General features: G+C 69.1%; 23 protein-coding genes. 10 read left to right on the forward strand and 13 right to left on the reverse strand.

Features of this window, described 5'->3' with window-relative positions; all coding sequences use genetic code 11:
• Positions 1-6 precede the first annotated feature (6 nt).
• The 3 genes from ACFFGH_RS24385 to ACFFGH_RS24395 form a co-directional block, all read right to left on the reverse strand.
• A complete protein-coding gene (locus ACFFGH_RS24385; RefSeq protein ID WP_386673184.1) occupies positions 7-708 on the reverse strand; it encodes a DedA family protein in 702 nt (233 codons plus the stop codon).
• 13 nt (positions 709-721) lie between these two features.
• A complete protein-coding gene (locus ACFFGH_RS24390; protein ID WP_386673186.1) occupies positions 722-1,372 on the reverse strand; it encodes a biliverdin-producing heme oxygenase in 651 nt (216 codons plus the stop codon).
• A gap of 67 nt (positions 1,373-1,439) precedes the next feature.
• A complete protein-coding gene (locus ACFFGH_RS24395) occupies positions 1,440-3,473 on the reverse strand; it encodes a glycogen debranching N-terminal domain-containing protein (protein ID WP_386673188.1) in 2,034 nt (677 codons plus the stop codon).
• Positions 3,474-3,684: 211 nt separating this feature from the next.
• On the opposite strand from ACFFGH_RS24395, the gene ACFFGH_RS24400 reads away from it, so the two are divergent.
• The 4 genes from ACFFGH_RS24400 to ACFFGH_RS24415 all read left to right on the forward strand — a co-directional run bounded on the left by ACFFGH_RS24400 (position 3,685) and on the right by ACFFGH_RS24415 (position 8,062).
• Positions 3,685-4,794, forward strand: a complete 1,110-nt coding sequence (locus ACFFGH_RS24400) for a LacI family DNA-binding transcriptional regulator (RefSeq protein WP_386673190.1) — start codon at positions 3,685-3,687, stop codon at positions 4,792-4,794.
• Complete coding sequence (locus ACFFGH_RS24405) at positions 4,791-6,035, forward strand: sugar ABC transporter substrate-binding protein (RefSeq protein ID WP_386673191.1); 1,245 nt, start codon at positions 4,791-4,793, stop codon at positions 6,033-6,035. Before ACFFGH_RS24400 ends, ACFFGH_RS24405 begins: the two co-directional genes overlap by 4 nt.
• A gap of 105 nt (positions 6,036-6,140) precedes the next feature.
• Complete coding sequence (locus ACFFGH_RS24410) at positions 6,141-7,199, forward strand: carbohydrate ABC transporter permease (protein ID WP_386673193.1); 1,059 nt, start codon at positions 6,141-6,143, stop codon at positions 7,197-7,199.
• The gene (locus ACFFGH_RS24415) at positions 7,196-8,062 is read left to right on the forward strand and encodes a carbohydrate ABC transporter permease (protein WP_386673195.1); all 867 of its coding nucleotides are present in this window, start codon (positions 7,196-7,198) and stop codon (positions 8,060-8,062) included. The genes ACFFGH_RS24410 and ACFFGH_RS24415 overlap by 4 nt, the downstream gene beginning before the upstream one ends.
• Before the next feature lie 24 nt (positions 8,063-8,086).
• Here the strand turns inward: ACFFGH_RS24415 and ACFFGH_RS24420 are convergent, their stop codons facing one another.
• Entirely contained in the window at positions 8,087-8,350 is a 264-nt protein-coding gene (locus ACFFGH_RS24420; RefSeq protein ID WP_386673197.1) for a hypothetical protein, read from the reverse strand.
• 251 nt (positions 8,351-8,601) lie between these two features.
• Here ACFFGH_RS24420 and ACFFGH_RS24425 point away from each other — a divergent pair, with 251 nt between their 5' ends.
• Both ACFFGH_RS24425 and ACFFGH_RS24430 read left to right on the forward strand, forming a co-directional pair.
• Positions 8,602-8,898, forward strand: a complete 297-nt coding sequence (locus ACFFGH_RS24425) for a hypothetical protein (RefSeq protein ID WP_386673199.1) — start codon at positions 8,602-8,604, stop codon at positions 8,896-8,898.
• 63 nt (positions 8,899-8,961) lie between these two features.
• On the forward strand, positions 8,962-9,678 hold the full coding sequence (locus tag ACFFGH_RS24430) for an alpha-ketoglutarate-dependent dioxygenase AlkB (RefSeq protein ID WP_386673201.1): 717 nt from the start codon (positions 8,962-8,964) through the stop codon (positions 9,676-9,678).
• Here ACFFGH_RS24430 and ACFFGH_RS24435 read toward each other — a convergent pair.
• The 6 genes from ACFFGH_RS24435 to ACFFGH_RS24460 form a co-directional block, all read right to left on the reverse strand.
• Positions 9,579-11,027 (reverse strand): lipase maturation factor family protein, encoded by a 1,449-nt coding sequence (locus tag ACFFGH_RS24435; protein WP_386673203.1) that lies wholly within the window; start codon positions 11,025-11,027, stop codon positions 9,579-9,581. The two genes, ACFFGH_RS24430 and ACFFGH_RS24435, sit on opposite strands and share 100 nt — an antisense overlap.
• A gap of 18 nt (positions 11,028-11,045) precedes the next feature.
• Positions 11,046-11,234, reverse strand: a complete 189-nt coding sequence (locus ACFFGH_RS24440; protein ID WP_386673205.1) for a DUF2795 domain-containing protein — start codon at positions 11,232-11,234, stop codon at positions 11,046-11,048.
• A gap of 27 nt (positions 11,235-11,261) precedes the next feature.
• Complete coding sequence (locus tag ACFFGH_RS24445; RefSeq protein WP_386673207.1) at positions 11,262-12,245, reverse strand: glycosyltransferase; 984 nt, start codon at positions 12,243-12,245, stop codon at positions 11,262-11,264.
• Positions 12,246-12,265: 20 nt separating this feature from the next.
• The gene (locus ACFFGH_RS24450) at positions 12,266-13,381 is read right to left on the reverse strand and encodes a baeRF11 domain-containing protein (RefSeq protein ID WP_386673209.1); all 1,116 of its coding nucleotides are present in this window, start codon (positions 13,379-13,381) and stop codon (positions 12,266-12,268) included.
• A gap of 76 nt (positions 13,382-13,457) precedes the next feature.
• Positions 13,458-14,216, reverse strand: coding sequence for a DUF1353 domain-containing protein (locus ACFFGH_RS24455; protein WP_386673211.1), 759 nt, complete (start codon positions 14,214-14,216; stop codon positions 13,458-13,460).
• Between the two features lie 6 nt (positions 14,217-14,222).
• Positions 14,223-15,122, reverse strand: coding sequence for a DUF4349 domain-containing protein (locus tag ACFFGH_RS24460; RefSeq protein ID WP_386673213.1), 900 nt, complete (start codon positions 15,120-15,122; stop codon positions 14,223-14,225).
• Positions 15,123-15,208: 86 nt separating this feature from the next.
• On the opposite strand from ACFFGH_RS24460, the gene ACFFGH_RS24465 reads away from it, so the two are divergent.
• Both ACFFGH_RS24465 and ACFFGH_RS24470 read left to right on the forward strand, forming a co-directional pair.
• Positions 15,209-16,195 carry an aldo/keto reductase gene (locus tag ACFFGH_RS24465; protein WP_386673215.1) on the forward strand — a complete coding sequence of 329 codons (987 nt, stop codon included), beginning with the start codon at positions 15,209-15,211 and terminating at the stop codon, positions 16,193-16,195.
• The gene (locus ACFFGH_RS24470; RefSeq protein WP_386673217.1) at positions 16,192-17,502 is read left to right on the forward strand and encodes an MFS transporter; all 1,311 of its coding nucleotides are present in this window, start codon (positions 16,192-16,194) and stop codon (positions 17,500-17,502) included. The genes ACFFGH_RS24465 and ACFFGH_RS24470 overlap by 4 nt, the downstream gene beginning before the upstream one ends.
• 31 nt (positions 17,503-17,533) lie before the next feature.
• Here the strand turns inward: ACFFGH_RS24470 and ACFFGH_RS24475 are convergent, their stop codons facing one another.
• Both ACFFGH_RS24475 and ACFFGH_RS24480 read right to left on the reverse strand, forming a co-directional pair.
• Positions 17,534-18,355, reverse strand: coding sequence for an aldo/keto reductase (locus tag ACFFGH_RS24475; protein WP_386673219.1), 822 nt, complete (start codon positions 18,353-18,355; stop codon positions 17,534-17,536).
• Between the two features lie 43 nt (positions 18,356-18,398).
• The gene (locus ACFFGH_RS24480; RefSeq protein ID WP_386673221.1) at positions 18,399-19,586 is read right to left on the reverse strand and encodes an MFS transporter; all 1,188 of its coding nucleotides are present in this window, start codon (positions 19,584-19,586) and stop codon (positions 18,399-18,401) included.
• A 262-nt stretch (positions 19,587-19,848) separates the two neighbouring features.
• On the opposite strand from ACFFGH_RS24480, the gene ACFFGH_RS24485 reads away from it, so the two are divergent.
• Both ACFFGH_RS24485 and ACFFGH_RS24490 read left to right on the forward strand, forming a co-directional pair.
• Entirely contained in the window at positions 19,849-22,395 is a 2,547-nt protein-coding gene (locus tag ACFFGH_RS24485) for a ribonucleoside-diphosphate reductase subunit alpha (RefSeq protein WP_386673222.1), read from the forward strand.
• Between the two features lie 105 nt (positions 22,396-22,500).
• Positions 22,501-23,517 (forward strand): ribonucleotide-diphosphate reductase subunit beta, encoded by a 1,017-nt coding sequence (locus tag ACFFGH_RS24490; RefSeq protein WP_386673224.1) that lies wholly within the window; start codon positions 22,501-22,503, stop codon positions 23,515-23,517.
• A gap of 79 nt (positions 23,518-23,596) precedes the next feature.
• Here the strand turns inward: ACFFGH_RS24490 and ACFFGH_RS24495 are convergent, their stop codons facing one another.
• The gene (locus ACFFGH_RS24495; RefSeq protein WP_386673226.1) at positions 23,597-25,132 is read right to left on the reverse strand and encodes a molybdopterin-dependent oxidoreductase; all 1,536 of its coding nucleotides are present in this window, start codon (positions 25,130-25,132) and stop codon (positions 23,597-23,599) included.
• Between the last annotated feature and the right edge of the window lie 11 nt (positions 25,133-25,143).

Raw genomic sequence — 25,143 nt, forward strand, 5'->3', positions numbered from 1 at the left:
CCTCGGCTACTCGGCCGGCGAGGCGAGCTGCGCCGCGCGGCGGACTGCGCGGTCCGCTCGTACCGCATGAATCCCCGCGATCACGGATGCGGTGATCGCCAGTCCAGCGACGATGTACGCCGCCACGCGCATCTGGGGATTCGACGCGGCCAGGTATCCCGCGACGGGAATGAGCACGCCCCAGCCGATGGCGCCGACGAGATTCGCGGTGACGAAGCGCCAGTACGCCATCCGGCCGATTCCTGCGATGACCGGGATGAAGACGCGCGCCCACGGGATGTAGCGGGCGATCACCACCGACCACCAGCCGAACAGGTCGTAGAAGCGCTCCGTTCGCGCTATGGCGCGCCTCGTCCGCGGGCCGCCCTTGCTGTCCAGATACGGACGGCCGAGTCGCCGCCCGAGCAGAAAGCCGACCTGGTCGCCTGCGAACGCGGCGACCCCGACTCCCGCCGCCAGCACCCAGATCGAGACGCCGTCCGCGCTCGCGGCGACGATGCCGGCGGCGAACAGCAGCGAGTCGCCGGTGAGGAACGGGATGAAGACGCCGACGAACAGGGCCGTGCCGGCGAACACCAGGCCCCACACGGCGAGATAGAAGCTGCCGACACCCACGGTCGCGAGGAAGCCGCTCAGCTCGTCGCCGAGCGCCGACGCCGACGGCCCGGTCGCAGCCGATTCCAGCAGCGCCGACGATGCGGAGAGCAATCCGGCCGGCACCCTATGCCGCCAGCTCGTCGAAGATCGCGGCGTTGAAGGCGAAGGCAACCCGCACCTCGCGCACCAGCTCATCGACCTCGGTCTCATCGAGCGGAATCGAGTTCAGGCGCTCGCGATAGCGCCGCTTCGCGTCGACCACCGGGCCGAGTTCCGGGAACCGGGCGAAGGCCAGCTGATGTTCGGCGGCGCCGTAATGCCGGGCGACGAGGGCGGCCACGGCCTGGCCGCCGGAGAGGTCGCCGAGGTAGCGGGTGTAGTGGTGAGCGAGGTACCGAACCGTCGAGTCGAGTCGGTTCGGCGAGCCGGCCAGCGCGGACAGGTGGGCGGCATACCGTGCGGTCGCGGGGAGTGGCGGGTGGCTCGCGTCGGCATCCTCCACCCCGAGCGCCGCGAGATCCGATTCGATCGCCGCACGCCGTCGCAGCCGCGCGTCGAAGACGTCGACGTCGCCGCACGGACGGGACTCGAGGGCGTCGTAGACCCAGCGCAGCTGGCCGAGATACCGGGCGTACGCGTCAAGCGAGAGCGATCCCTCGACGAGACGGGTCAGAAAGGGCCGGCTCTCGGTCGCGCGGTGGTCCTCCGCGGAGGCCTGCCGGAGCAGGGTGGCGACGTCGGAAACGGGAGCGGTCTCGCGGCGGGCGGCGTCCAAGGTTCCTCCTGCCAGGGTCGTCTCAGGTAAGGCTAGCCTTACAACGCTTCCCGGCGGAAGCCGGGCGTCAGCCGACCAGGATCGGGACGCCCTCGCTCGACAGAATCTCGGCGTCGTTGTTCGTGCGCAGCGCGACGGTCTCGCCGTGATATCGCAGGCCGTTGACGGAGAGATTGCGTCCCAGCGACGATGGAGACACGCCCAGCCCGCCCGCACCGGGTTCGAGGCCCAGGGCGGCGGTCAGCACCGCGACGGCGGCGGCCGCGGACCAGGCCTGCGGCCGGCACGCGGCGGGATACGGAACGGGGGAGCCGATGTCGTCGATCGAGTCCCCGGAGTGCAGCTCGGGGACCCGATAGTCGAACCCGGACACGGCGGCGAGCAGCCCCCGGGACAGCGCATCCGCCACATCGCGATGTCCCTCCCGCGCGAGCCCCAGGATCGCGATCGCGGTGTCGTGCGTCCAGACGCTCCCGCCGTGGTAGCTGAGCGGCCAGTAGCCGGCTGAGGTCGTGGACATCGTCCGCAGGCCGTACCCGGAGTCGAGGTCCGGTGAGGCCAGGCGCCGCGCGACGAGCCCGGACTGGCGCGCGTCGAGCAAGCCGGTCCCGAGCAGGTGACCGAGGTTGCTGGTCACGGTGTCGACGGGTCGCTTCCGCGCGTCGAGGGCGATCGCCGGGTACGGCCCGCCGGGATCGTCGATCCAGAACGACGCGTCGAACCGCGCCTTCAGAGTCAGAGCCCAGGCCCGCCACTCATCGCCGGGCTCGCCGAAGTGCTCGAGCAGGTCCGCTCCGTGCGTGGCCGCTTCGTAGGCGTACGCCTGCACCTCGCACAGCGCGATCGGTCCATCCGCGAGGCTGCCGTCCTGCCACTGCACGGAGTCGCCGGAGTCCTTCCAGCCCTGGTTCGACAGACCGTGCCCGGTGGCGTCGACGTATTCGAGCAATCCGTCGCCGTCGCTGTCGCCGTAATCGCGCATCCACGCCAGCGCGGCCCGGAGTGTAGGCAGCAGCGGCCGCACCTCGTCGTCCGGCATGCCCCAGCGCCACGCGTCGTGGAGCAGACAGATCCAGAGCGGCGTGGCGTCCACGGTGCCGTAGTACAGCGGCGGCAGCGAGATGTCGCCGGGGATGTCGAGCTGGGCGCGTCGCAGCTCGTGCATGATCTTGCCCGGCTGCTCCGCCGTCTCCACGGTCTCGGTCCGGCCTTGGAGACCGGCGAGGACACGGAGCGTGCCCGCCGCAAGCTCCGGCCCGAGCGGCAGCAGGAACCGTGCAGCCCAGATCGAGTCCCGTCCGAACAGGGTGAAGAACCATGGCGCCCCGGCGGCGAGGAACTGGTCCCCGGGCTGTGCGACCGTCTCGAGCCGCAGCGCGTCGAGGTCTTCGAGGGCTCGCCTGATCCAGCGCTCGAGCCGCTCATCGCCGGCGGCGACGGCCGGCACGTGCCAGGGCTGCGGGTGTGACGGTGCGGTGACGACCGCCTCGGCGTCCTTCGCGCTCAGTGACCATTCCACCTCGGCGGTCCCGCGCGCCGGGATCTGCAGCTGCCATTCCAGCCGCAGCGCCCCGTCGGCTCCGGACCGGACGGCGGCGCCGGGCGCTCTCAGCTCGGCACTCACCCCTTCCCCGGACCAGGTCGCACCCGATGGCGTCAGCCGCGCTTCCGGGGTGCGATCGGCCCGAAGTCCGGCCTTCACCCGCTCCAACGGGGTCGCGTCCGGTCGCAGCTCGATGACGATCGGGATGTCGACGGGTTCGTCGAGCCGCGAGGTGACGACCAGCCGTTCGGCCACGCCATGGGGGTTCACCGTCCTGCGCAGGATGGAGCGGGTGTCCGGATCCGGATCCGGATTGTCGATGCCGCGGTGGAGCGCCAGGAACTCGAGGACCCGCGCGGACGGCGACGCGGTCGCGATGTGCTCGCCGGGTCGTCCGGCGACGGTGGTGCGCGACTCGGAGACGACGCGGACGTCGGAGACGTAGATGCCATCGATGGGGGCGGAGCCGAGCGTGCCGTTCTGAGCCGACCAGACCTGGGCTGGTGCGCTCAATGCGACGACCCGATCGTGCAGGAGCGGTTGGAGCGAAGCGGTCATGAGTCCAGTGTTCTCCCTCGGCTGTGGCCATCGCCCGGCAGGGCGGATGTCCCGGCATCTCGCCAGAATGCTTTGATCGATCAAATCCGGAACCACTGTAGACCTCGGACTTCTCTGTGCACAGCCGGAATCGCGATTGACAGGAGGACGGTGGCATGCGATTCTGACCCTGAGTTTGAACGATCAAAGACGACTCGTCCAGGAGGCCGATGTGGGACAGCTGCCGACCGTCGAAGACGTCGCCCGCGTCGCTCAGGTCTCACGGCAGACCGTCTCGAACGTGCTGAACACCCCCGACATCGTGCGGCCGGAGACCAGGGACCGGGTCCGCGCCGCGATCGACCAGCTCGGCTACCGTCCGCACGCGTCCGCGCGCCGGCTGCGCACCCAGAAGTCGTCGACGATCGGCGTGCGCCTCGACCCGCTGCAGAACGGGATCTCCGGTGGTGTGCTCGACCGCTTCCTGCACGCGCTCACCGAGCAGGCCGACGCCAGGAACATGCGAATCCTGCTCTACACCGCGCCGGACCACGAGGGTGAGATCGAGCAGATCCGGCGACTGCTGGACGGCGCCGACGTCGACGCCTTCGTGCTCACGGCGACCTCCTACGACGACCCCCGCACCGACTGGCTGCTCGAGCGGCGGGTGCCGTTCGTGACATTCGGCCGCCCATGGGGGGTCGACGACATGAGCGACCCGAAGCACCTCTGGGTCGACGTCGACGGTTTCTCGGGGGCTCGCGAAGCGACCGAACATCTGCTGCGGAGGGCGGGCAGGCGCGTCGCATTCCTCGGATGGCCGCACGGGTCCGGCACCGGGGACGACCGCCGCCGCGGGTGGCTGGCGGCGATGGGTGACGCTGGTGTGCCGGAGGCCGAGCTGGCCGGTCTCGAGGAGGCCGCCGAGGATCGCGTCGTCGAAGCGCGCAAGGCCGTTGAGCGGCTCATCCAGACGGGCGGCGGGCTTCCCGACGCGCTGGTCGCGGCGAGCGACACCCTCGCGCTCGGCGCGCTCATGGTCGCCTCCGGGATCGGGCGCCCGGACCTTCCCATCGTCGGCTTCGACAACACCCCGATCGCCCAGGCGCTCGGAATCTCGAGCGTCGAGCAGCGCGTGGACCAGGTCGCCGAGGGCGCGCTGCAGCTGTTGATGGGGGAGACCGGCAGCTCCGTTGTCACACACGACTTCGGATCCGGGGATCCGAAGCACCGTCTCATCACCCCGAAGCTTGTCGTCCGCCGGTCGAGTCACCTGGCGCCCGCCGAGGAAGCCGGAGGCACCGAATCCGGCAATCACAACCGAAAGGACAAACAGAGATGAACAAGAGACTGTGGGCGGCACCCGCCCTCGCTGCGGGTCTCGCGCTCGGGCTCTCCGCCTGTGGCGGTGGCTCCGGATTCGATGACACCGAGGGCGGCGGAGGCGCCGAGCAAGACACCTCGTCGCCGCTGACCGTGCTGATCGGCTCGAGCGGTGACGCGGAGACCAATGCGGTGAACGAGGCGGTCGCCGCCTGGGCGGAGGAGTCCGGCACCGAGGCCGAGGTCGTCGCCGCCAGCGACCTGAACCAGCAGCTGTCGCAGGGGTTCTCCTCAGGTGAACCCGCCGATGTGTTCTATCTGTCGACCGACGCGCTGGCGGGCTTCGCCTCCAACGGCTCGCTTTTGCCATACGGCGACGAGCTGGAGAACAAGGACGACTTCTACCCGAGCCTCGTGCAGGCGTTCACCTACGAGGACCAGTTCTACTGCGCCCCGAAGGACTTCTCGACGCTGCAGCTGGTCATCAACACCGACATGTGGGAGGAGGCCGGTCTCACCGACGCGGACATCCCGACCACGTGGGATGAGCTGGCGAGCGTGGCGGAGCAGCTCACCGACGACGACACGGTCGGCCTTGCGATGGGCCCTGAGTACCAGCGCGTGGGCGTGTTCATGGCCCAGGCGGGCAGCAACCTCATGAACGAGGACAACACCGAGGCCACGGCGGACTCGCCGGAGAACCTCGAGGCGCTCGAGTTCGTACAGGAGCAGCTGCAGGCAGGGAACTTCGCGCTGACGCCGGACATCGACGCGGGCTGGGGCGGCGAGGCGTTCGGCACCCAGAAGGCCGCGATGACCATCGAGGGCAACTGGATCATCGGTGCGATGCAGAACGACTATCCGGACGTCAACTACACCGTCGCCGAGCTCCCCGAGGGGCCGGCCGGCAAGGGCACCCTCCAGTTCACGAACTGCTGGGGCATCGCCGCGGACAGCGACAACGTGGAAGGCGCACGCAGCCTGGTCGAGCACCTGACGTCGACGGAGCAGCAGCTGGCGTTCTCGCAGGCGTTCGGTGTGATGCCGTCGGTCCAGTCAGCGGCCGATCAGTGGTCGAGCGAGAACGAGCCACTCGTTCCGTTCCTGATGGGCGCGGACTACGCCAAGACGCCGCCGACCCTCGCCGGCTCCGCCGACGTGGTCACCGACTTCAACTCGCAGGTCGCGAGCCTGAAGGACGGTGACCCCGCCGCGATCCTGGAGTCGACGCAGTCGAACCTCGAAGCCCTGCTTCAGTAGCCGCGACCGCCGACGATGAGCTCGACTCGCGCGGCCGCGAAGCGGCCTCGCTCCTCCGCAATGCGGAGGGGCGAGGCCCTCGCGGGCTGGATTTTCACCGCCCCGGTGATTGTGCTCCTCGGCACCTTCCTCCTCGTTCCGGTGCTGATGGCCCTCTGGGTCAGCCTTTCCGACTGGACCGGGCGCGGCAGCCCCTTCGCACCCGGAGTCAGCTTCGTCGGCGCGGACAACTACGGCGACCTGCTCGCCGGCGGCGGTCTTCAGGAGCGTGACTTCGGCATCTCCCTGCGCAACAACGCCTGGTACGTGCTGCTCGTCGTGCCCATCCAGACGGCGATCTCGCTCTTCCTCGCGCTGCTCGTCAACCAGCAGGTGCTGAAGGGCCGAGGCTTCTTCCGCACCGCCTTCTACTTCCCTTCAGTGACCAGCACCGTCGCGATCACGGTCCTCTGGCTGTTCTTGTTCTCATCGAGCGGTGCCGTCAACCAGGTGCTCTCCGTCGTCGGGATCAACGGGCCCAATTGGTTCGCGGACCCGAACGGGGTGGTGCACAACTTCCTGGGCCTTTTCGGGGTCACGAACGGGCCGGCGTTCCTCACCGACAACAGTTTCCTGAGCGTCTCCTGGTGGGAATGGCTGGCGGGCCCCTCGGTGGCCCTTTCCGCGTTCGTGATCATGGCCGTCTTCACCACCAGCGGCACGTTCATGCTGCTGTTCCTGGCCGCGCTGCAGAACATCAGCCCTGAGGTGCAGGAGGCGGCGATGGTGGACGGTGCGAACGCGTGGGAGCGCTTTTGGCGGGTCACGCTGCCGCAGCTGCGGCCGGCAGTGTTCACCGTCGTGACGCTCGGACTGATCGGGGCGTGGCAGGTCTTCGACCAGATCTACACGGGCACGCAGGGCCAGCCGGGCAAGACCACGGTGACGCCGGCGTACCTGTCGTACACCGCCGCGTTCCAGAGCCAGGACTGGCCGAGGGGCGCGGCGATCGCCTTCGTGCTGTTCGCGATCATCATCGTGATGACGATCATCCAGCGGTGGGTGCTTCGTGACCGCAAGGTCTCCAGACGCCGGATGCTGATCGTGCCGCGAGCCGGTGCCATCGCCGGCACCGTCCCGGGAATCGGCGTGACCGGTGACCGGAAGAAGGAGGAGGAGCGATGACCGCCGCCCCGCTCACCAACCGCGGCCCGCGCACGGGAGGGCGCCTCGTCGGCCGGTCGTTCGCCTACGCGCTGTTGATCGTGCTCGCTCTGGTGTACATCACCCCGTTCCTCATCAACCTGGCGACCTCGTTCAAGACGGATGCGGAGGCAGCGGTCGACCCGCTCGGGCTGGTCCCGGCCACCTGGTCGACGGCCGCGTACCAACGGCTGTTCCTGTTCTCGGACTTCCCGACCTGGTTCACGAACTCTGCGGTCGTAACGGTATTCGTGACGGCCGGCAGAGTGTTCTTCAACTCCCTTGCCGGGTACGCACTGGCGCGCCTGGACTTCCGCGGCCGCGGCTTCGTGTTCGCGGCGCTCATCGCGGTGATGGCGGTGCCGGGCGTGGTGCTGCTCATCCCGAAGTTCCTCGTGGTGAATCAGATCGGCATCTATGACTCGTACGCGGGACTCATCATCCCGCTCCTGACGGACGCCGCCGGGGTCTTCATCATGAAGAACTTCTTCGAGTCGATCCCCCGGAGCGTCGAGGAACAGGGCCGCATCGACGGCGCAGGCACGTTCCGGGTGTTCTGGTCGATCGTGCTGCCGATGGCGCGACCCGCGCTCATCACCATCATCATCCTGTCGTTCCAGGGGTCGTGGAACGAGCTGGGGCACTTCATCGTCGCGGCGCAGGACCCCGCCCTCACGACGCTCACGAAGGGTGTGGCGCAGCTCGCGTCGGGTCAGCTGAGCCAGGGTACCCAGTACCCGCTGAAGCTGGCGGCCGCCGCGATCATGACCATCCCGGTCGCGGTGCTCTTCTTCGTCTTCCAGCGGAAGATCATGAACGCGAGCGCGGGCGCCGTGAAGGAGTGACGCCGCCTCGCGCGGAGCGGCGGGTCAGGCGGCGGCGTCCGGCGCGGCGCGGTAGGTGTAGCCCGCGCTGACGCCGCTGCCGTTCTGAGCCAGGAAGCCGTTCCATTCGTAGGTCGAGAGCGATCCGTCCTCACCGGGAACCTGGAGCAGCCGCGTCGGCAGCGGACCGTCCGCAACCGGATGCCAGTCCAGGCCGTCCTGGGCGCCGCCGTGCAGTCGCGCGGTGTACTGCTCGCCCGGGATCAGCACGATGCGCCGGGCGCCCGTGCTCGGTTCGGAAACGCTCATAGCGACTCCCCACGGCTCGGTTCCGCTGACAGGCTGCTCGACGCTGAGTGCACGCGCGCGGAATGGTGACTGGACTGTACTCTTCCTTGGCGCGACGCGCCATAGGGTGGCCGCGCCGCATCTCTGGGGGTTTCCCAGCTTCGATTCCGGCCCCAACGAACCGGCGTCGCCAGTCGTCTGAGGGGCGGAATCCGGGCCGCCAGGGGGCAGTCGGCAGGGCTCCGCATACCGCTGCTGAGTAGGCTTGCGCCATGGGGGAGCAGGTCGTCGTCGACGAGCGGACGGTGCTCCGCGTGCGCCGGGCCGTGGAGCGGGCCGGCTCGCCGGCCGCCACGGTGAACGAGGGCGCCTGGCGACGGTCCCGGGATGCGCTGCTCGACGACTTCGAAGCCGGGCACGACGCCGAGGTGTCGCCCGCGCGGATCCGTGACGTCATCGACTTCCTCGCCGAGGCGCTGCCGTCCGCCGAGGCGCGGATGACCCCCCGTGAGTGGGAGCGCGCCGTGACCGCCATCACCGACGAGCTCCTCTCCCTCCTCCCGCGCTGACTCCTCCCCGAGTCGCGGACGACGCGCATTGCCACTCGAACGGATGTTCGATACGATGTCGGCATGTCGCTCGCGTTCCAGGCATCGCTCTTCGACTCGCCCGAGGCCGAGCCGACGCTCGGGAGCCTCGACGGTCTCCGGCGGATTCCGCTCGCTGCCGGCGCATGGCTCGACGTGCTTCCCGGCTGGGTGAGCGACTCCGACGGACTGTTCGAGCAGCTCGTGCAGACCGTGCCGTGGCGTGCAGACCGGCGCGAGATGTACGACCGGGTCGTCGATGTGCCGAGGCTGGTCTGCTCCTACCGCGACGGCGACCCGCTGCCGGATGCCACGCTGCAGTCGGCCCGGGATGCCCTCAACACGCACTACGCGCCGGATTGGGCGGAGGCGTTCGCGACCGCCGGGCTCTGCTTCTACCGGAACGGCGGCGACAGCGTCGCCTGGCACGGTGACTACGTCGCACGCGACCGTCTCCAGGACACCAGCATCGCGATCCTGTCCCTCGGCGCACCCCGGATGCTGGCGGTGCGGCCGAAGGGCGGGGGAGAGGCGCTCCGCTTCCCGCTCGGGCACGGCGACCTGCTGGTGATGGGCGGCAGCTGCCAGCGCACGCACGAGCACGCGGTGCTGAAGACCAAGAAGGCCGTCGGGCCCAGGGTCAGCGTGCAGTTCCGCCCGTCCTATGCCCGCAGCGAGACCGGGGCGCGGAACAGTCCCAGCTCCTCCCGCACCCAGACGTCGCCAGTGGTGCGCTTCTCCTCCCGCGTCGAGAACCGGTAGAGGTAGATCTTCGCCCGCACCCAGCTCGGCGGCTGCCCGCCGAACGGATCCCGGCGAAGCAGCTTGAGCGTCGGCTTGTCGGCTTCCAGCAGCCGCACGAGCAGGGGGAGGAACCAGCGCTCGCCGGGGGAGCCGAGCGCCAGGAACCACATCAGCCAGTCGAGCCGCAGGTGGTACGGCGCATACTGGCCGGGCGTGCGCCGGACGTCCCCGGGCTTGCCCTTGAACTCGTACTCGAGCCAGTCGCCCTCCGCCGGGTCGGCGGCGAGCGTGCCCTCGATCACGATCTCGTAGCGCTCCTTCGTGACGGTGCCGAACGCGCCGTACGCGTTCGCGAGGCTCCAGGTGTTGAAGCTCGCGTTCATCAGCTGGTTGCGCGAGAACAGGTTCTTCAGGGCAGGCCAGCTGAGGATGAGGTAGAAGACGGTCAGCACGATCCCGATCGCCGCCCACCACGGCGGCATCGACGCTTCCCCCGTGCCCTGATCCAGCGGAACGACGGGCAGCACCGCATGGACCACCGAATCCGAGACCGCCGAGAACGCCAGCACGATCGTGATCCAGTTCAGCCATGCGAAATTGCCGCTGACCACGAGCCAGCCCTGCGTGACGATCACGACGGCCGCGGCGAGAGTTCCGACCGGTCCTGGCACAAAGAGGAAGAACGGCACCACCAACTGTGCGAAGTGGTTGCCCACCACCTCCAAGCGGTGGATGCGCTTCGGCAGCAGGTGGGCGTACCGGCTGACCGGGTTCGGCATGGGCTGCGTCTCGTGGTGGTAGTACAGCGCTGTGAAATCGCGCCACTCCGAGCCGCCCCGCATCTTGATCATCCCGGCGCCGAACTCCAGCCGGAACACCAGCCACCAGAACAGGAGAAGAACCGGCCAGGCCGGCGGCACCTCGTTCGACCCGAGGAACGCGGCAAGGAATCCGGCTTCGAGCAGGAGGCTCTCCCACCCGAATCCGTAGAACGTCTGCCCGATGTTGACGATCGACATGTAGAGGAGCCAGATGACGAGGAACGCGAGGAGCGGCACCCACGGCGGACCGAGCTGCGGCAGGCCGAGCACGATCACCAGCGCGATCGCCGCCCCGGTCCACGAGACCGCGCGCAGCAGCGCGTCGCTGTAGCGCCAGCGGAACAGCGTCGGCCCGCGCAGCAGCGCCGGATGACGAAGCAACTGCGGCGCGGGCAGCAGACCCCGGTCGCCGAGCAGCACGGGGAACTGGTTCGCGGTGCTGACGAACGCGATCAGGTAGACCGCTGCGATGCCGCGCTGCAGCGCCTGCCGCCCGAACTCGTAGTCGGGTGCGGCCAGCCCCTCGATGATCGACGCCCAGTCCATCGACCGACCGCGGGCTGATTACCCGCTGACAGTCTTCGTCACATCGGTGGGCGCGTCGTACTCCCGGTCCGGGATCCCGCGCAGCGCCGCCAGCACATCGTCTGCCGCCCCGTTCTCCTCAGCCTTCCGCACCAGGTCGTCTCTCGACGCCGGGTAGTCCACGCCGCCCAGATGCTTCTGCAACTCGATCGGGTTCACGTCTGCCATGGGTTTCTCCTTCTTCGGTTTCGGGTGTCAGGCGGCGAGCCGGCGGCCCACCGCGTCGCCGAGGACGGTGTCCCAGTCGCGCAGGAAGCGAGCGTGCCCGTACCGCGCGAGCGCCGCCTCGCGGGCGATGCGGCCACGCCGGCGCGCCTCGTCCGGGTCGCTGAGCAGGGACCGGGCGGCGGCGGCAAGCTCCCCGATGTCGCTCGACACGGCGCCGGCCTCCGGCGGCAGCGCGCGCGGCACCTCCGTGGACGCGAGCGCGACCACGGGGAGGCCCAGGTGCATCGCCTCGAGGAGCGCCAGCCCGAGGGAGGTCCAGCGGAAGGGATGCAGGTACACGCGGCGCTCCGCGAGCATCGGGTGCATCCTGGAGAGCGGCACGTCACCGAGGACGGTCAGCGCCGGCCGGGCGAGGCCGAGCTGTGCGGGGAGCTGGTCCCCGTCGATGCCGAACAGGTCGATGGGGCCGGCGCTGGTGAACCGCGGCAGGAGATCCGCCCCGACCACCCGTCCCCGCCTGGCCGGCTCGTTCACCACGACGGCGAGGTGCGGCACCGTGCCGGTGTACGAGTAGCCGGGATCGACGACGCCGTGCTCGATCACCACCGACGGAGCCCGGCCGGAGTCCCAGAACACCTCGTTGAAGTGCGTCACGTGCACGAGCGGGATGGACCGCTGGTCGGCGAGCGGATGGATGCTTCCGCACGCGCTGTCCCGCGGTGCGTTGTGCTCGAGGAATACGGCCGGAATATCCCGGCCGAGCTTCCGTTCGAGCCAGCGCTCGGCCAGCTGGATCTCCTCCAGGCGCTGCACGATGACAACATCCACGCCGGCGTCCCGGAGCCTGGCGGGTGGTGTGTCTCGCACGTTCTCGGGCCAGTGCGGGTCGTAGCCGCCTCGCCCCCCGGTGAACGGTCCGCCCTCCGGCGTCCACGGCAGCAGATACTCGTGCTGCCCGCGCACCAGGGCGTCGGTGTACGTGCCGTGCACCGGCCAGAGCAGGATGCGCATGTGCCCTCCCGCGCCGGCGGCTAGATCCCGTAGCGGAGGATCGCAGCCACCGGCGAGCCGTTCGGGACGTCGGATGACGGCACGGCGAGCACACGTCCGCTGGAGTGGAGCACCCTGGCGGCGATCTCGTCGATCAGCGAGTAGTTCCCGCTCGTCTCTGGTTCCCCGAACTGCACGGAGCCGTCCTCGTCGGCAAGGCGCCCGAAGACCTGGGCGCAGGGATCGATCATCAGCGACTCGATGGCGCCGTACGTCGCAGCCCGTGCGGTCTCCGCGAGGTCGGTGGTGGCGCGTCCCTGGTTCTCGAACTCGGCGAAGTCGTTGCGCCAGCGCTCCAGCTCGGCGTTGCGCATGTGCCCCAGGATCGGCTCCGCCTTCGCCGCGATCTGATCGTTCGATGCCTCGTCGAAGTTGCCCTCGATCACCTCGTGCGCGAAGTGCGCGTAGGTGCTGATGGCCTGATACGCGGGACCGATCGGCTCCGGCGCGGCGAGCACCAGCGGCGAGCCGTTCTTGGAGACGATGGGCAGCACCGCGTCCTGCGCGAGGCGGCAGTACTTCTGCTGCTCGATGCGGCCCCCGGTGGTTCCCTGCGGCCGGGGCATCGCCGCCTTGTCAGCCACCTCGGTGTGCGCGAGCACGCTCCGGTCCGGCGGCAGGCCGTCCACGTCGAGCGTGCGGGGGCTGCCGGCGCCGAGTTCGATCAGGCGCGCGGTCTTCTCGGACAGCGCCAGCACATAGGCCTGCTGCGGGAAGGTCACCGCCTGCAGCAGCTGGCCGACGCGGAATCGGTCGTTGACGACGACCTCCGGCACCACGTCGACGCCGAGCCGGAACGTCCGGAGAGTGGAACCGGTGGCGAATACCGCCAACCCCTTGGATTGGTATCGCCAGAATTCCTCGTCGTCGACGAGAGCGCGCAGCGGTGCCGCCACGGCCGTGATCTCCTGTGCCGTCAGGCCACGCTCGCGACACTTCCGCTCGACCTCGGCGAGGGCATTCCGCAGCTCGATCTTCGACGACTGCGACTGCTGGGTGACGGGATTCGTAGGAATGTAGATCGACACCGACGCTGGGCCGCGCTCTTCGCTCAGCTTCAGAAGTTCATCGATCGCCGGGATGTCAACGTTGTTCAAGATGGAGTCCCCTCGAAGTTCGCGTGTGCTCCAAACTAGCCACGCGCTTCGGCCCGCTCCGCGCTCTCCAGTGAACTCACAACGGTTTCGCACCGAAGCGGCGGAGCGCCAATTCAGGTGCCGCCCCGACCCGTCCGGAGAGGAGCCAGAACACCGCGTTCAGCGCCCAGAACACACGGGCGAGCAGCCAGGCGACGACCACGATCGGCAGCACCAGCGCGCCCAGATACGGCCACAGCGCGAAGTAGTCGCGGTCCCGCGGAACGACCGCGGCGAGTGCGGCAGGAACCCCGAGCAGCGCGAGCCAGATCGGATGCCCGAGCACGAACGGCAGAACCAGTGCGGCGTAGACGGAGAGCACGCCGACGGCGAGCTGCAGAGTACCGAGCAACGCCCTCATGGGGCCGAACGGCCGGTACGTGTACCGTCCCATCGACACCGCGCACCACATGATGAGCGCGCGCAGCAGCGGCACCTCCGACTCGAGCAGGGCCACCCGGAACAGACGGTCTGCTTCCCGCCGGAGCCGCCAGCCGGCCTCACCGTCGACGTCATCGGCGCGATCGGCGAGCACATCGTGCAGGAGGGCAGCACGCGTCTGCAGGCCGTAGCTCGGGATGAGGCCCCAGAGGAACATCGGCACGGAGGCGAGATCAGTGGAGTTCTCGTTGTCCGGGCCGGGCGGGCGGCTCGTGTCGTGCGCCGGGATCTCGTAGCGGCGACCCGTGCCGGGGTCGACGTAGAAGAAGCCGGCGACCAGCTGGAACCGCCTGGCGTCGCGCTGCAGCAGGGCGACCGCGGTCACCTCGCTGCCATCCTCATGGACGAAGGGCATGCTCCATCATGCGGTGCCGTCGCCGGGGGCAGCGGCCGCCGCGCCCCGTGAACGCCGGTGCGCGAGGCGCACGATCCAGACGATGAGGAGCGCCAGCAGGCCACCGAGGACGAGCCACGGCAGGAGCGCGCCGAACACCACCAGCGTGGTGGAGCCGAGCGCCACCATGGCGTTCCAGCCGGCGGCGAGTCCGTCGAGGAACGTCTCCGGCCGATCCACGGGCGCGACCTCCTCCGACTGCAGGGTGAGCTCCAGCGTCGACATGCTCACCGCATCGGCGAGGCTTCGGCGGTGTGCCTCGAGGCTCTCCAGCTCCGCCTGACGGTCGGAGACGGCCGTCTCGATCTCGATCAGCACCTTCGTGTCGGTCGCGTCGGCAAGCAGGGCGAGGAGACGGTCGTGCGAGGCGCGGAGGGCCTCGATCCGCGCGTCCAGGTCCTGCACCTCCCGCGTGACGTCACTGGCGGTCGTCGCCACGTGCTCCACCTCCCCGAGGTCCCGGAGCGACTCGATCGCGCCGGTGAGCTCGTCGGCCGGAATGCGCAGGGTCAGGATCGCACCGCCGGCGTCCCCGCCCTCCGGCGCGAACTCGCTCCGCTCATCCACCCGCCCGCCCAGCCGCTCGACGATCCGGGTCGCCTCGGCGGCCGCCTCGAGCGGGTCGACGGCGGTGATGGTCATGGTCCCCGTGGTGACGATGGAGCGGTCGGCGTCGGACTCGCCCTCTCCACCGGAGTCGCCCCCGTCGGATCCGCCCTCGCCCCCGCCGGCCTCGTCGGGGGCGGCCGGCGCGCCGACCCCCGGACCGGCCTGCCCGCCGGACGATTCGGAGTTGGTCAGCGCGGAACACCCGCCGAGGGCCAGCGCCGCAAGCAGGACGATCGCTGGGGGAAGGATGCGCTTCATGGCTTCACGCTAGGTGCGTCCCTCGGCGGGTCACCACCCAACGTTTTCGGGAGTTACGCGGTCGTTACGACCGTAGGGTGGAGGTCATGCAGTCGCGAATCCTGGGGCGCACCGGCGTGCCCGTCTCCATCATCGGCTTGGGCACCTGGCAGCTCGGGGGCGACTGGGGCGACGTGCCGGAGTCCGACGCCCGTGCCGTCCTTCAGGCCTCGGTGGACGAGGGCGTCACGATCTTCGACACCGCGGACGTCTACGGCGACGGTCGCAGCGAGCAGGTGATCGGCGGGTTCCTGCGCGACACCCCGGACCTCGATGTGCTGGTCGCCACCAAGATGGGCCGGCGCGAGGCGCAGGCTCCGGAGAACTACACACTGGCGAAGTTCCGCGAGTGGACCGACCGCTCCCGCCGCAACCTCGGTGTCGACCGTCTGGACCTCGTGCAGCTGCACTGTCCGCCGACGTCGGTCTACGCCCTGGACCGGGTGTTCGACGAGCTCGACGTGCTGGTCGACGACGGTGCGATCGCCGCATACGGGGTCAGCGTCGAACGGACGGATGAGGCGCTCACAGCCATCGCGCGGCCGAACGTCGCGACGGTGCAGATCATCCTGAACGCGTTCCGGCTGAAGCCGCTCGACGAGGTCCTGCCGGCGGCGAAGGCTGCCGGTGTCGGGATCCTGGCCCGAGTGCCGCTGGCCTCCGGGCTGCTCAGCGGCAAGTACACGAAGGACACCACCTTCGACGAGAACGACCACCGCAACTACAACCGTCACGGTGAGGCGTTCGACGTGGGGGAGACCTTCTCCGGCGTCGACTACGAGACCGGCGTGCGGGCCGCCCGCGAGTTCGCCGAGCTCGCGGAGAGCACGGGGCTACAGCCGGCGCAGGCGGCGCTCGCCTGGGTGGCGCAGCTCGACGGCGTGACCACGGTGATCCCAGGCGCGCGGAACCCCGAGCAGGCGCGGTCGAACGCCGCCGCCGCGTCCGTCGCCCCGCTCGGCAGCGACTTCACCGACGCCGTCCGCGACATCTACGACCGCCACTTCCGCGCGGCCATCCACCCCCGGTGGTGACCGAGACCACCACCGGACGAGCCCTCGGCCCCGCGTTCCGCAACCTCTTCACCGCGAACCTGGCGTCGAGCCTCGGCGACGGGATCGCCCGCATCGCTGCGCCGCTGCTCGCGGTCCGGCTCACCGACGACCCGCTGCTGATCTCGGGCATCGCGGCGCTCGCCCTGCTGCCGTGGCTGTTCTTCGCCATCCCCGCGGGCATCCTGATCGACCGGATCGACCGCAGGCGGGCGCTTGCGCTGGCGAACGGTGTCCGCACGGCGCTCGCCGCTACGCTGTTCCTGCTCACGTGGAGCGGGTCACTCACCATCTGGTGGCTGTACGTGGTGATCTTCGTCTACGGCGCGTTCGAGACCGTTTACGACGGCGCCATCCGCGCCGTCGTGCCGAGCGTGGTCGCGCGCCCGAACCTGCCCTCGGCGAACGCCCGCATCGAGGCCGGCGAGCTCGTCGTGCAGAACTTCCTCGCGGGGCCGTTCACGTCGATCCTCTTCGCAGTCTCCGCGCTCATCCCGCTCGGCGTGAACGCGGCGGTCTTCGCCCTGGCCTGCGCGCTCGCGTTCTTCCTGCCGGCGGCCGCGGCCGGTCGCCACGCGACTCGCGATCCGGACCGGGGGCCGAGCGTGCGGTGGCACCGGCAGCTCGCCGATGGGTTCCGATTCCTCGTGGGCAACCGGATGCTGGTGAAGCTGTGGCTGCTCAGCACTTTCATGGGCATCGCGGCCAACGTCGCCACCGCGGTGTGGGCGCTCTTCGTGCTGGAGGGTCTCGGCGTGCCGGAGGCGTGGTTCGGGATCTTCATGCTCTCGGGCGCGGTGGGCGGCATCCTCGGCTCGATGGTCTCGGCCCGGCTGAAATCGTGGCTCGGCGCGGGCCTCGTGATGGCCATCACGAACCTGACGGCGAGCCTCGCGTTCCTGTTCGTCGGCCTCGTGCCGGCGATCTGGTCCGCGGCCCTCGGCTTCGCCGTCTCCTCCGCCTCGATCACGATCTGGAACGTGCTCGTCATGTCGCTGCGGCAGAGCATCATCCCTTCGCGGCTGCTCGGTCGGGTGCACGGCACCTGGCGCACGCTGCTCTGGGGCGCCATGCCGTTCGGCGCGCTGCTCGGCGGGATCCTCGGGCGGCTCGGGCTGGAGGTGCCGCTCGTCGTGGGCGGTGCCGCGTCCGTGGTGGCGGCGCTGCTGTTCTTCCGCTTCCTGGCGTCGCTGCCGAACCCGGAGGACGTCCGGAACGGCGACGAGGATGAGGTGGACCGGCAGACCACCACGCCGATCGAGCCGCCGGGCGCCACCCCGCAGGAGTGACCCGCTCGCCGGCACCCGGCCGGCGGATCCCTCACATCGTGTCGGGGTGCGGTCCGGTGCGGTAGCCGGACTCGAGCGACTCGATCGCTTCGAGGTCCTCCGCATCCAGCTCGAAGCCGAATACGTCGAAGTTGCCGCGCACCCGGTCGAGCGAGCTCGACTTCGGGATCACCACGGCCCCGAGCTGCAGGTGCCACCGGATCGTCACCTGCCCCGGCGTCGTGCCGTGCTTCGCGGCGATCCGGTCGAGCACCGGCTCGCCGGCGATCCGGCCACGCGCGAGCGGGCTCCACGACTCCGTCACGATGCCGTGCGCCTCGTCGTATTCCCGCACTGCGCGCTGCTGAAGCCACGGGTGCAGCTCAACCTGATTGACTGCCGGCACCGTGTCCGTCTCGCGCTGCAGCGTGTCGAGGTGATGCGGTTCGAAGTTGCTGACGCCGATCGAGCGGGCCCGGCCATCCGCCTTCAGCTCCTCCAGCGTGCGCCACGTTTCGACGAAGAGCCCCTGAGCGGGAACGGGCCAGTGGATGAGGTAGAGATCGACGTAGTCGAATCCGAGCTGACGAAGACTCGTGTCGAAGGCGTGCAGGGTCGCGTCGCGTCCCTGCTCGGTGTTCCACACCTTGGTGGTGACGAAGAGCTCCTCGCGCGGCACACCCGACGCTCGCACGCCGGCGCCGACGCCGCGCTCGTTGCGGTAGAGGGTCGCGGTGTCGATGTGCCGGTAGCCGGCATCGATCGCGCCGGCGACCAGCGCATCCGTGGCTGAGTCCGCAACCTTGTAGACGCCGAGCCCCAGCTGGGGGATCGACCGGCCGTCGTTGAGCGAGAGGGAAGGTGCGAGCGTCACCTGCCCATCCTCTCAGCGCCGAGCTGTCGTCCTCAGGGTCTGATCAGGTGGGCGGCAGGGCGACCGGTTCGGTGTCGGCGATGGGGCCAGCCTCCCGCCCCCGCAGGTCCGGCGAGGCTCGACGGAACAGCGTCGCCACAAGGACGCAGGCCGCTGCGAAAGCGCCGCCGGTCCAGAACGCCCCGACGGGTCCGGCGGAGTCGATGAGGAATCCGGCCAGCGCAGAGCCGACCGCCGCGCCGATCAGCTGGCCGGTCCCGACCCAGCCGTACGCCTCGGCCGTGTCGCTGAACCGGACGCTCGCCGAGACGGTTGCGAACATAACCGCGAGCGCCGGTGCGAAGCCGATGCTGGATACCAGCAGGGAGATGGTCATCCACCAGAAGTCCTGCGAGAACGTGGCGAGCGCCAGGCCGACGAAGAGCATGCCGGTGCGTCGCGGCAGTGACCATTGCGAGACCGGGAGATGCCCGAGCGCCAGGCCCGAGGCGAGGGATCCCAGCGCCCAGATCGCCAGAACGAAACCGGCCTCGGGCCCACCGTGCCCGAAGGTCGCGACGACGCCCGCCTCCACCGCTGCCGCGGCCGCGATCATGAGGAAGCCGACGGCGGTCACGAGCAGGACCGGCGGCCGCTTCATCACCGTCCCGAACGATCGCTTGGTGCGGGGGATCCGGATCCGGCCGACCTCCGGCGACGCGACGAACCAGACGCCGCCGGCCAGCAGGAAGATCACCGCCAGCAGGATGCCCAGCACCGTGGAGATCTGCGTCGAGACGAAGGTCGCGATGACCGGACCGCCGATCCAGATGAGCTCCTGCGCCGATGCGTCGAGCGAGAACAGCGGGGTGAGCTGCCGTGAGGTCACCATCTTGGGATAGATGGTGCGCACCGCCGGCTGCACCGGAGGATAGCTGAGCCCCGCGATCAGGGCGACCAGCATATAGAGGACGACCGGCATCTCGACGAGGGCGATGGTGGTCACGGCGGCCGCGCAGACGGTGATCGTGAGCAGCAGCACCGGCCGCATTCCCCAGCGCCCCATCCACCGACTGGTGAGCGGTCCGGCGATGCCCTGCCCGATGCTGGTGGCTGCGAGCACGAGGCCGGCCGCGCCGTACGAGTCGTGCACGCGCTCGACGTGCAGGAGGATCGCGAGGGAGAGCATCCCGCTCGGGAACCGTGCCAGCAGCTGTGCCGCGATGATCCGGGCTACTCCCGGAGTTCTCAACAGGCTGCCGTAACTACTCACAAGAAGTCGATCCTAGCTGCCCCGATCGCCGCGTTTCCGGGCCTCCGCGGTGTGCACAGGCTGTGGAGAAGTCCGCCGCTGTTGTACACAGCTGTGGACGACACGCCCACTACATCTTGCGTCCTTGCAGTGTCGGTGGCCCGATATATAGTGATCACGCGGCGGGCAGGGGGAACATGCTCCGCCGGAACACATGGGGAGCGTGCGGCCGTTTTCGGCGCACCGGACGAGGGAGCTGCACGTGGCGATCACGGTAGTCAAGCGCAACGGCGAGCGTGAGCCGTACGACGCGAACAAGATCAACCTGGCGATCGAGCACGCGAGCGCCGGTCTCGACGAGAACATCACCTGGGTCACCCAGATCGCGTCGGAGCTTGAGCTCACGCTGTTCGACGGGATCACCACCCAGCAGCTCGACGAGGCCGTCATCCAGGTGGCGCTGCAGAACGTCAAGGACGACCCTGCGTTCGACATCGTCGCCGCCCGGCTGCTGCTGAAGACGATCTACAAGCGCGTGCTCGGCGACTACACCTCGCCGGAGCAGCTGAAGGCGCTGCACATCGAGCACTTCGAGAAGAACGTGCGCCGCGGCGTCGAGGAGGGGCTGCTCGACACCCGCCTGGTGCAGCTGTTCGACTTCGGCAGGCTGGCCGCCGCGCTCGAGCCGTCGCGCGACGAGCTGCTCAAGTACATCGGTGTCGTCACGCTGAACAACCGCTACGGCATCAAGGGCCGCAACGGCGACGCCCTCGAGGTGCCGCAGTACTTCTGGATGCGCATCGCGATGGGCCTGTCGCTCAACGAGCAGGACCCGACCGCGCACGCCATCGCCTTCTACGAGAAGATGTCGAAGCTGGAGTACCTCGCCGCAGGCTCCACCCTCGTGAACGCCGGCACCAGCTACCCGCAGCTCGCGAACTGCTTCGTCATGGAGATGCAGGACGACATGGAGCACATCGCGAAGACGGTGCGCGACGTGATGTGGCTCACCAAGGGCACGGGCGGCATCGGCCTCTCGGTGACCAAGCTCCGCGCGCAGGGGTCGCCCATCCGGTCCAACAACACCACCTCGACCGGCCCGATCCCGTTCATGCACACGATCGACTCGGTGCTGCGCGCGGTCAGCCGCGGCGGCAAGAAGTTCGGCGCCCTCTGCTTCTACATGGAGAACTGGCACCTCGACTTCCCCGAGTTCCTCGACCTCCGCCAGAACTCCGGCGACCCGTACCGCCGCACCCGCACCGCGAACACCGCGGTCTGGATCAGCGACGAGTTCATGAAGCGCGTCCAGGCGGATGACGACTGGTACCTCTTCGACCCGCTCGAGGTGGCCGACCTCAACGAGCTCTACGGCAAGGAGTTCTCGACCCGCTACGCGGAATACGTCGCGAAGGCCGAGCGCGGCGAGCTGCGCCTGCACAAGAAGATCAAGGCGCGCGAGCAGTTCAAGCAGATCCTGATCTCCCTCCAGTCGACCAGCCACCCGTGGCTGACCTGGAAGGACACCATCAACAACCGGGCGCTGAACAACAACACCGGAACCATCCACCTGTCGAACCTCTGCACCGAGATCACGCTGCCGCAGGACGTCGACAACGTGTCGGTCTGCAACCTCGCGTCGATCAACCTGTCGCAGCACCTGCTGGACCCTTCGACGGGCTCAGGACAAGCGCCGATCCGCATCGACTTCGCCAAGGTCGAGGAGAGCGCGCGCCTCGCCGTCCGTCAGCTCGACAACCTGATCGACATCACCCTGTCGAGCGTTCCTGAGGCGGACTTCTCAAACCAGCAGAACCGTGCCGTCGGGCTCGGCGTGATGGGCTTCACCGACGTGGTGGAGAAGCTCGGCTTCAGCTACGAGAGCGAAGAGGCGTACGACCTGATCGACGAGATCATGGAGCACGTCTCCTACGCGGCGATCGACGAGTCGGCGAACCTCGCCCAGGAACGCGGCGCGTACAAGAACTTCGAGGGCTCCCGCTGGTCGCAGGGCCTCGTGCCGCTCGACTCGATCGACCTGACCGAGGCCGACCGCGGCATCGAGATCAAGGTCAACCGGAAGACCCGGCTCGACTGGGATGCGCTCCGCGCGAAGGTCAAGGGCGGCATGCGGAACGCGACGCTGATGGCGATCGCGCCGACCGCGTCCATCGGCCTGGTCGCCGGCACCACACCCGGCCTCGACCCGCAGTTCTCGCAGATCTTCAGCCGCGCCACCTCGAACGGCAAGTTCCTCGAGGTGAACCGCAACCTGGTGACCGACCTGCAGCGGCTCGGGATCTGGGACTCGACCCGGGAGGCGATCCTGCGCAGCCAGGGCGACATCCAGAACATCGCCGCCATTCCGGACTCGATCAAGGCCGTCTACAAGACGAGCTTCCAGCTCTCGCCGTACGCCTTCCTCGAGGTCGCGGCGCGCGCGCAGAAGTGGATCGACCAGGCGATCAGCCGAAACATGTACCTCGAGACGCGTGACCTCGGCGACATGATGGACATCTACTACGCGGCATGGGAGCGGGGCGTGAAGACGACCTACTACCTGCACATGAAGCCGCGCCACACGGCGGAGCAGTCCACCGTGCGGGTGAACAAGTCGGAGGACATCGGCTCCGGCGCGAAGCGCGGCTTCGGTGCCGCATCGGGTGCTCCGGCGACGGCTCCGGCCGTCGTCGCGGCGCCCACCGCAACTCAGCCGGCTCCGGGGGAGAAGGAGCTTGCAGAGCCGTCGCCGGCACCCGCTCGGCGCGGATTCGGATTCAGCGGCCTGGCCGCGAAGGGGGACAACTGATCATGAACACCGGAGCTTCGACCACCACGTTCGAGTACTACGTGCCGGAAGACCCCATGGACGCACTTCAGTGCGACTCCTGCCAGTAAGAGAGAGCAGCTAGACATGCCAGGAATTCTCGGTACCGGGATCAAGGAGGGCCTCCTCCTCAAGCCGGTCACCTACAAGTGGGCCATGGACCTCTACGAGCAGGCCGTCGCGAACACGTGGTTCCCCAACGAGATCCAGCTGGGCGAAGACATCGCCGACTTCAAGAAGATGACGGACGAGGAGCGCCACGCGATCACGTTCCTCATGAGCTACTTCAACCCGAACGAGCTCCTCGTCAACAAGGCGCTCGCGTTCGGCGTCTACCCCTACATCAACGCTCCCGAGGCGCACCTCTACCTCGCGAAGCAGATGTGGGAGGAGGCGAACCACTGCATGAGCTTCGAGTACGTGCTGGAGACCTTCCCCATCGACCGCGACCAGGCGTACAACTCGCACGTCGAGGTGCCGTCGATGGCGCGCAAGGAGGAGTTCGAGGTCAAGTTCATCAAGCGGATGACGGAGGACACCCTCGACATCACGACCACCCAGGGCAAGCAGGACTTCATCCGGAACCTGATCGCCTACAACGTGATCCTCGAGGGCATCTGGTTCTACTCCGGGTTCATGGTGGCGCTCAGCTTCCGGCAGCGGAACCTGCTGCGGAACTTCGGCTCGCTGGTGGACTGGATCGTGCGCGACGAGTCGCTGCACCTGAAGTTCGGGATCAACCTGATCCTCACCGTGCTCGAGGAGAACCCGGACCTGCAGACCCCGGAGTTCGCCGCGGAGATCAAGCAGATGATCCTCGACGCCGTCGAGATGGAGGAGCAGTACAACCGCGACCTCCTGCCGAACGGCATCCTCGGCCTCAACGCCAACTACATCAACCAGTACGTGAAGTACCTGGCGGACCGGCGGCTCGAGGAGCTCGGCTTCGAGGCCGAGTACAACGTGCCGAACCCGGCGAAGTGGATGGCGGCGGCGAACGACACCCTGCAGCTCGTGAACTTCTTCGAGTCCACGAACACCTCCTACGAGGTCAACGCCTCGCAGAAGTCGGGCTCCACCGCGGTCGGCGCCGGCACCCACTGACCCGGCCGCCACGTGCGTCCGTTCCGGACAAGTGCGCCGTCTCCGCGGGACGCACTTGTCCGGAACGGGAACTCGTGCGTCAGCCGCCGCGCACCTGGACCGTGACGGAGTGGTGGCCGGAGGCGCCATCGGGAGCCGGTGGTGCCTCGAGTGACGTCTGCACCGTGCCGTCCGCATCGGTCGCCCGCACGGTGAGCGTGTGCTCGCCGGGCTGCGCGTCCCACTCGAGGCTCCACTGCCGCCAGGTGTCGGCACTGACCGTGCCGGCCAGCGTCGCCGTCTGCCACGGGCCGTCGTCCACCCGCACCTCGACCTTCTCGATCCCCGTGTTCTGCGCCCAGGCGACCCCGGCGATCACCACGGGGGAGGGCACCGTGCCGCCCGGCCGAGGGGTGTCGATGCGGGACGCGAGCTTGATCGGGCCGCGCGCAGACCAGCCGCGGGGCGTCCAATACCCTTCCGCGTCGGCGAAGCGGGTGACGGTGAGCTCGGTCAGCCACTTCGTCGCCGAGACGTACCCGTAGAGCCCGGACACGACCATCCGGACGGGAAAGCCGTGCTCCAGCGGCAGCGGCTCGCCGTTCATGCCGATCGCGATCAGGCTGAGCCGGTCCGGGTCCTGCAGCGCCTCGAGCGGGGTGCCCGCCGTGAAGCCGTCGACGCTCCGCGACAGCACCATGTCGGCGCCGGCGAGCGGAACCGCCTCCGCAAGCAGCTCGCGGACCGGATAGCCGAGCCACACGGCGTTGCCCACCAGGTCCCCACCGACCACGTTGGAAACGCAGGTGAGGGTGAGTGCACGTTCTACGAGCGGCTTCGCCAGCAGCTCGTCGAAGGTGAGCTCGATCTCCCGCTCCACCATCCCGTTGATCCGCAGCGTCCAGTCGGCGGGGTCGACGTTCGGCACGAGGAGCGCCGTGTCGATGCGGTAGAAGCTCTCGTTGGGGGTCACGTACGGCGTGATGCCGGGCACGTCCAGGTCGGCGCCGTCGGGGATGGGCGGCGAGGGGTCAGCCGGCCGCGGGAGTCCGAGCGTGGTGCGGATCGCTTCGATCCCGTTCGACAGCTGCCGGACGGCGGCGGAGCCGACGGAGAGGATCGCAGCGCCGGCCGCGGCGACTCCGAGGAGCTGCAGGAACTTCCGTCGGTCGACGGCTGCGGCGGACGTTCCCGGGGCGGCGCTTCGCCAGTCCCGGAGCCGGCGCGCGCCGGTGCGCAGCACGAACGCGCCCGCGATCGCGCCGAGGATCGTCGGCAGCAGGTCGGTCGGCGAGGAGCCCGAGCGGGTGGCCACCGCGCCGGCGGCCACGGCGGCGACGCCGGCGAGCAGCAGCATGCCCGTGCCGCGCCGCATCAGCTCAAGCACGCCCGCGACCGCCGCGGCGCCCGTCAGCAGCACGAGCAGCACCGCGATCAGGAACGGCTTGTCGCCCGTGCCGAACAGCGCGATGACGGTGTCCTTGATTGCGGGTGGCGCCAGGTCGATGACGAGCGAACCGACCGACGTGATCGGATTCGCGGGTTCGCCCAGCGGGATCGCGCTCGCGAGCGCCACACTGACGGCTGCCCCGGCGGCGAGTACCCCGGTCGCCGCTGCCGCAAGCGTTGCGCGCATGCAGTCAGCGT

The sequence above is a fragment of the Lysobacter korlensis genome, from assembly GCF_042434515.1.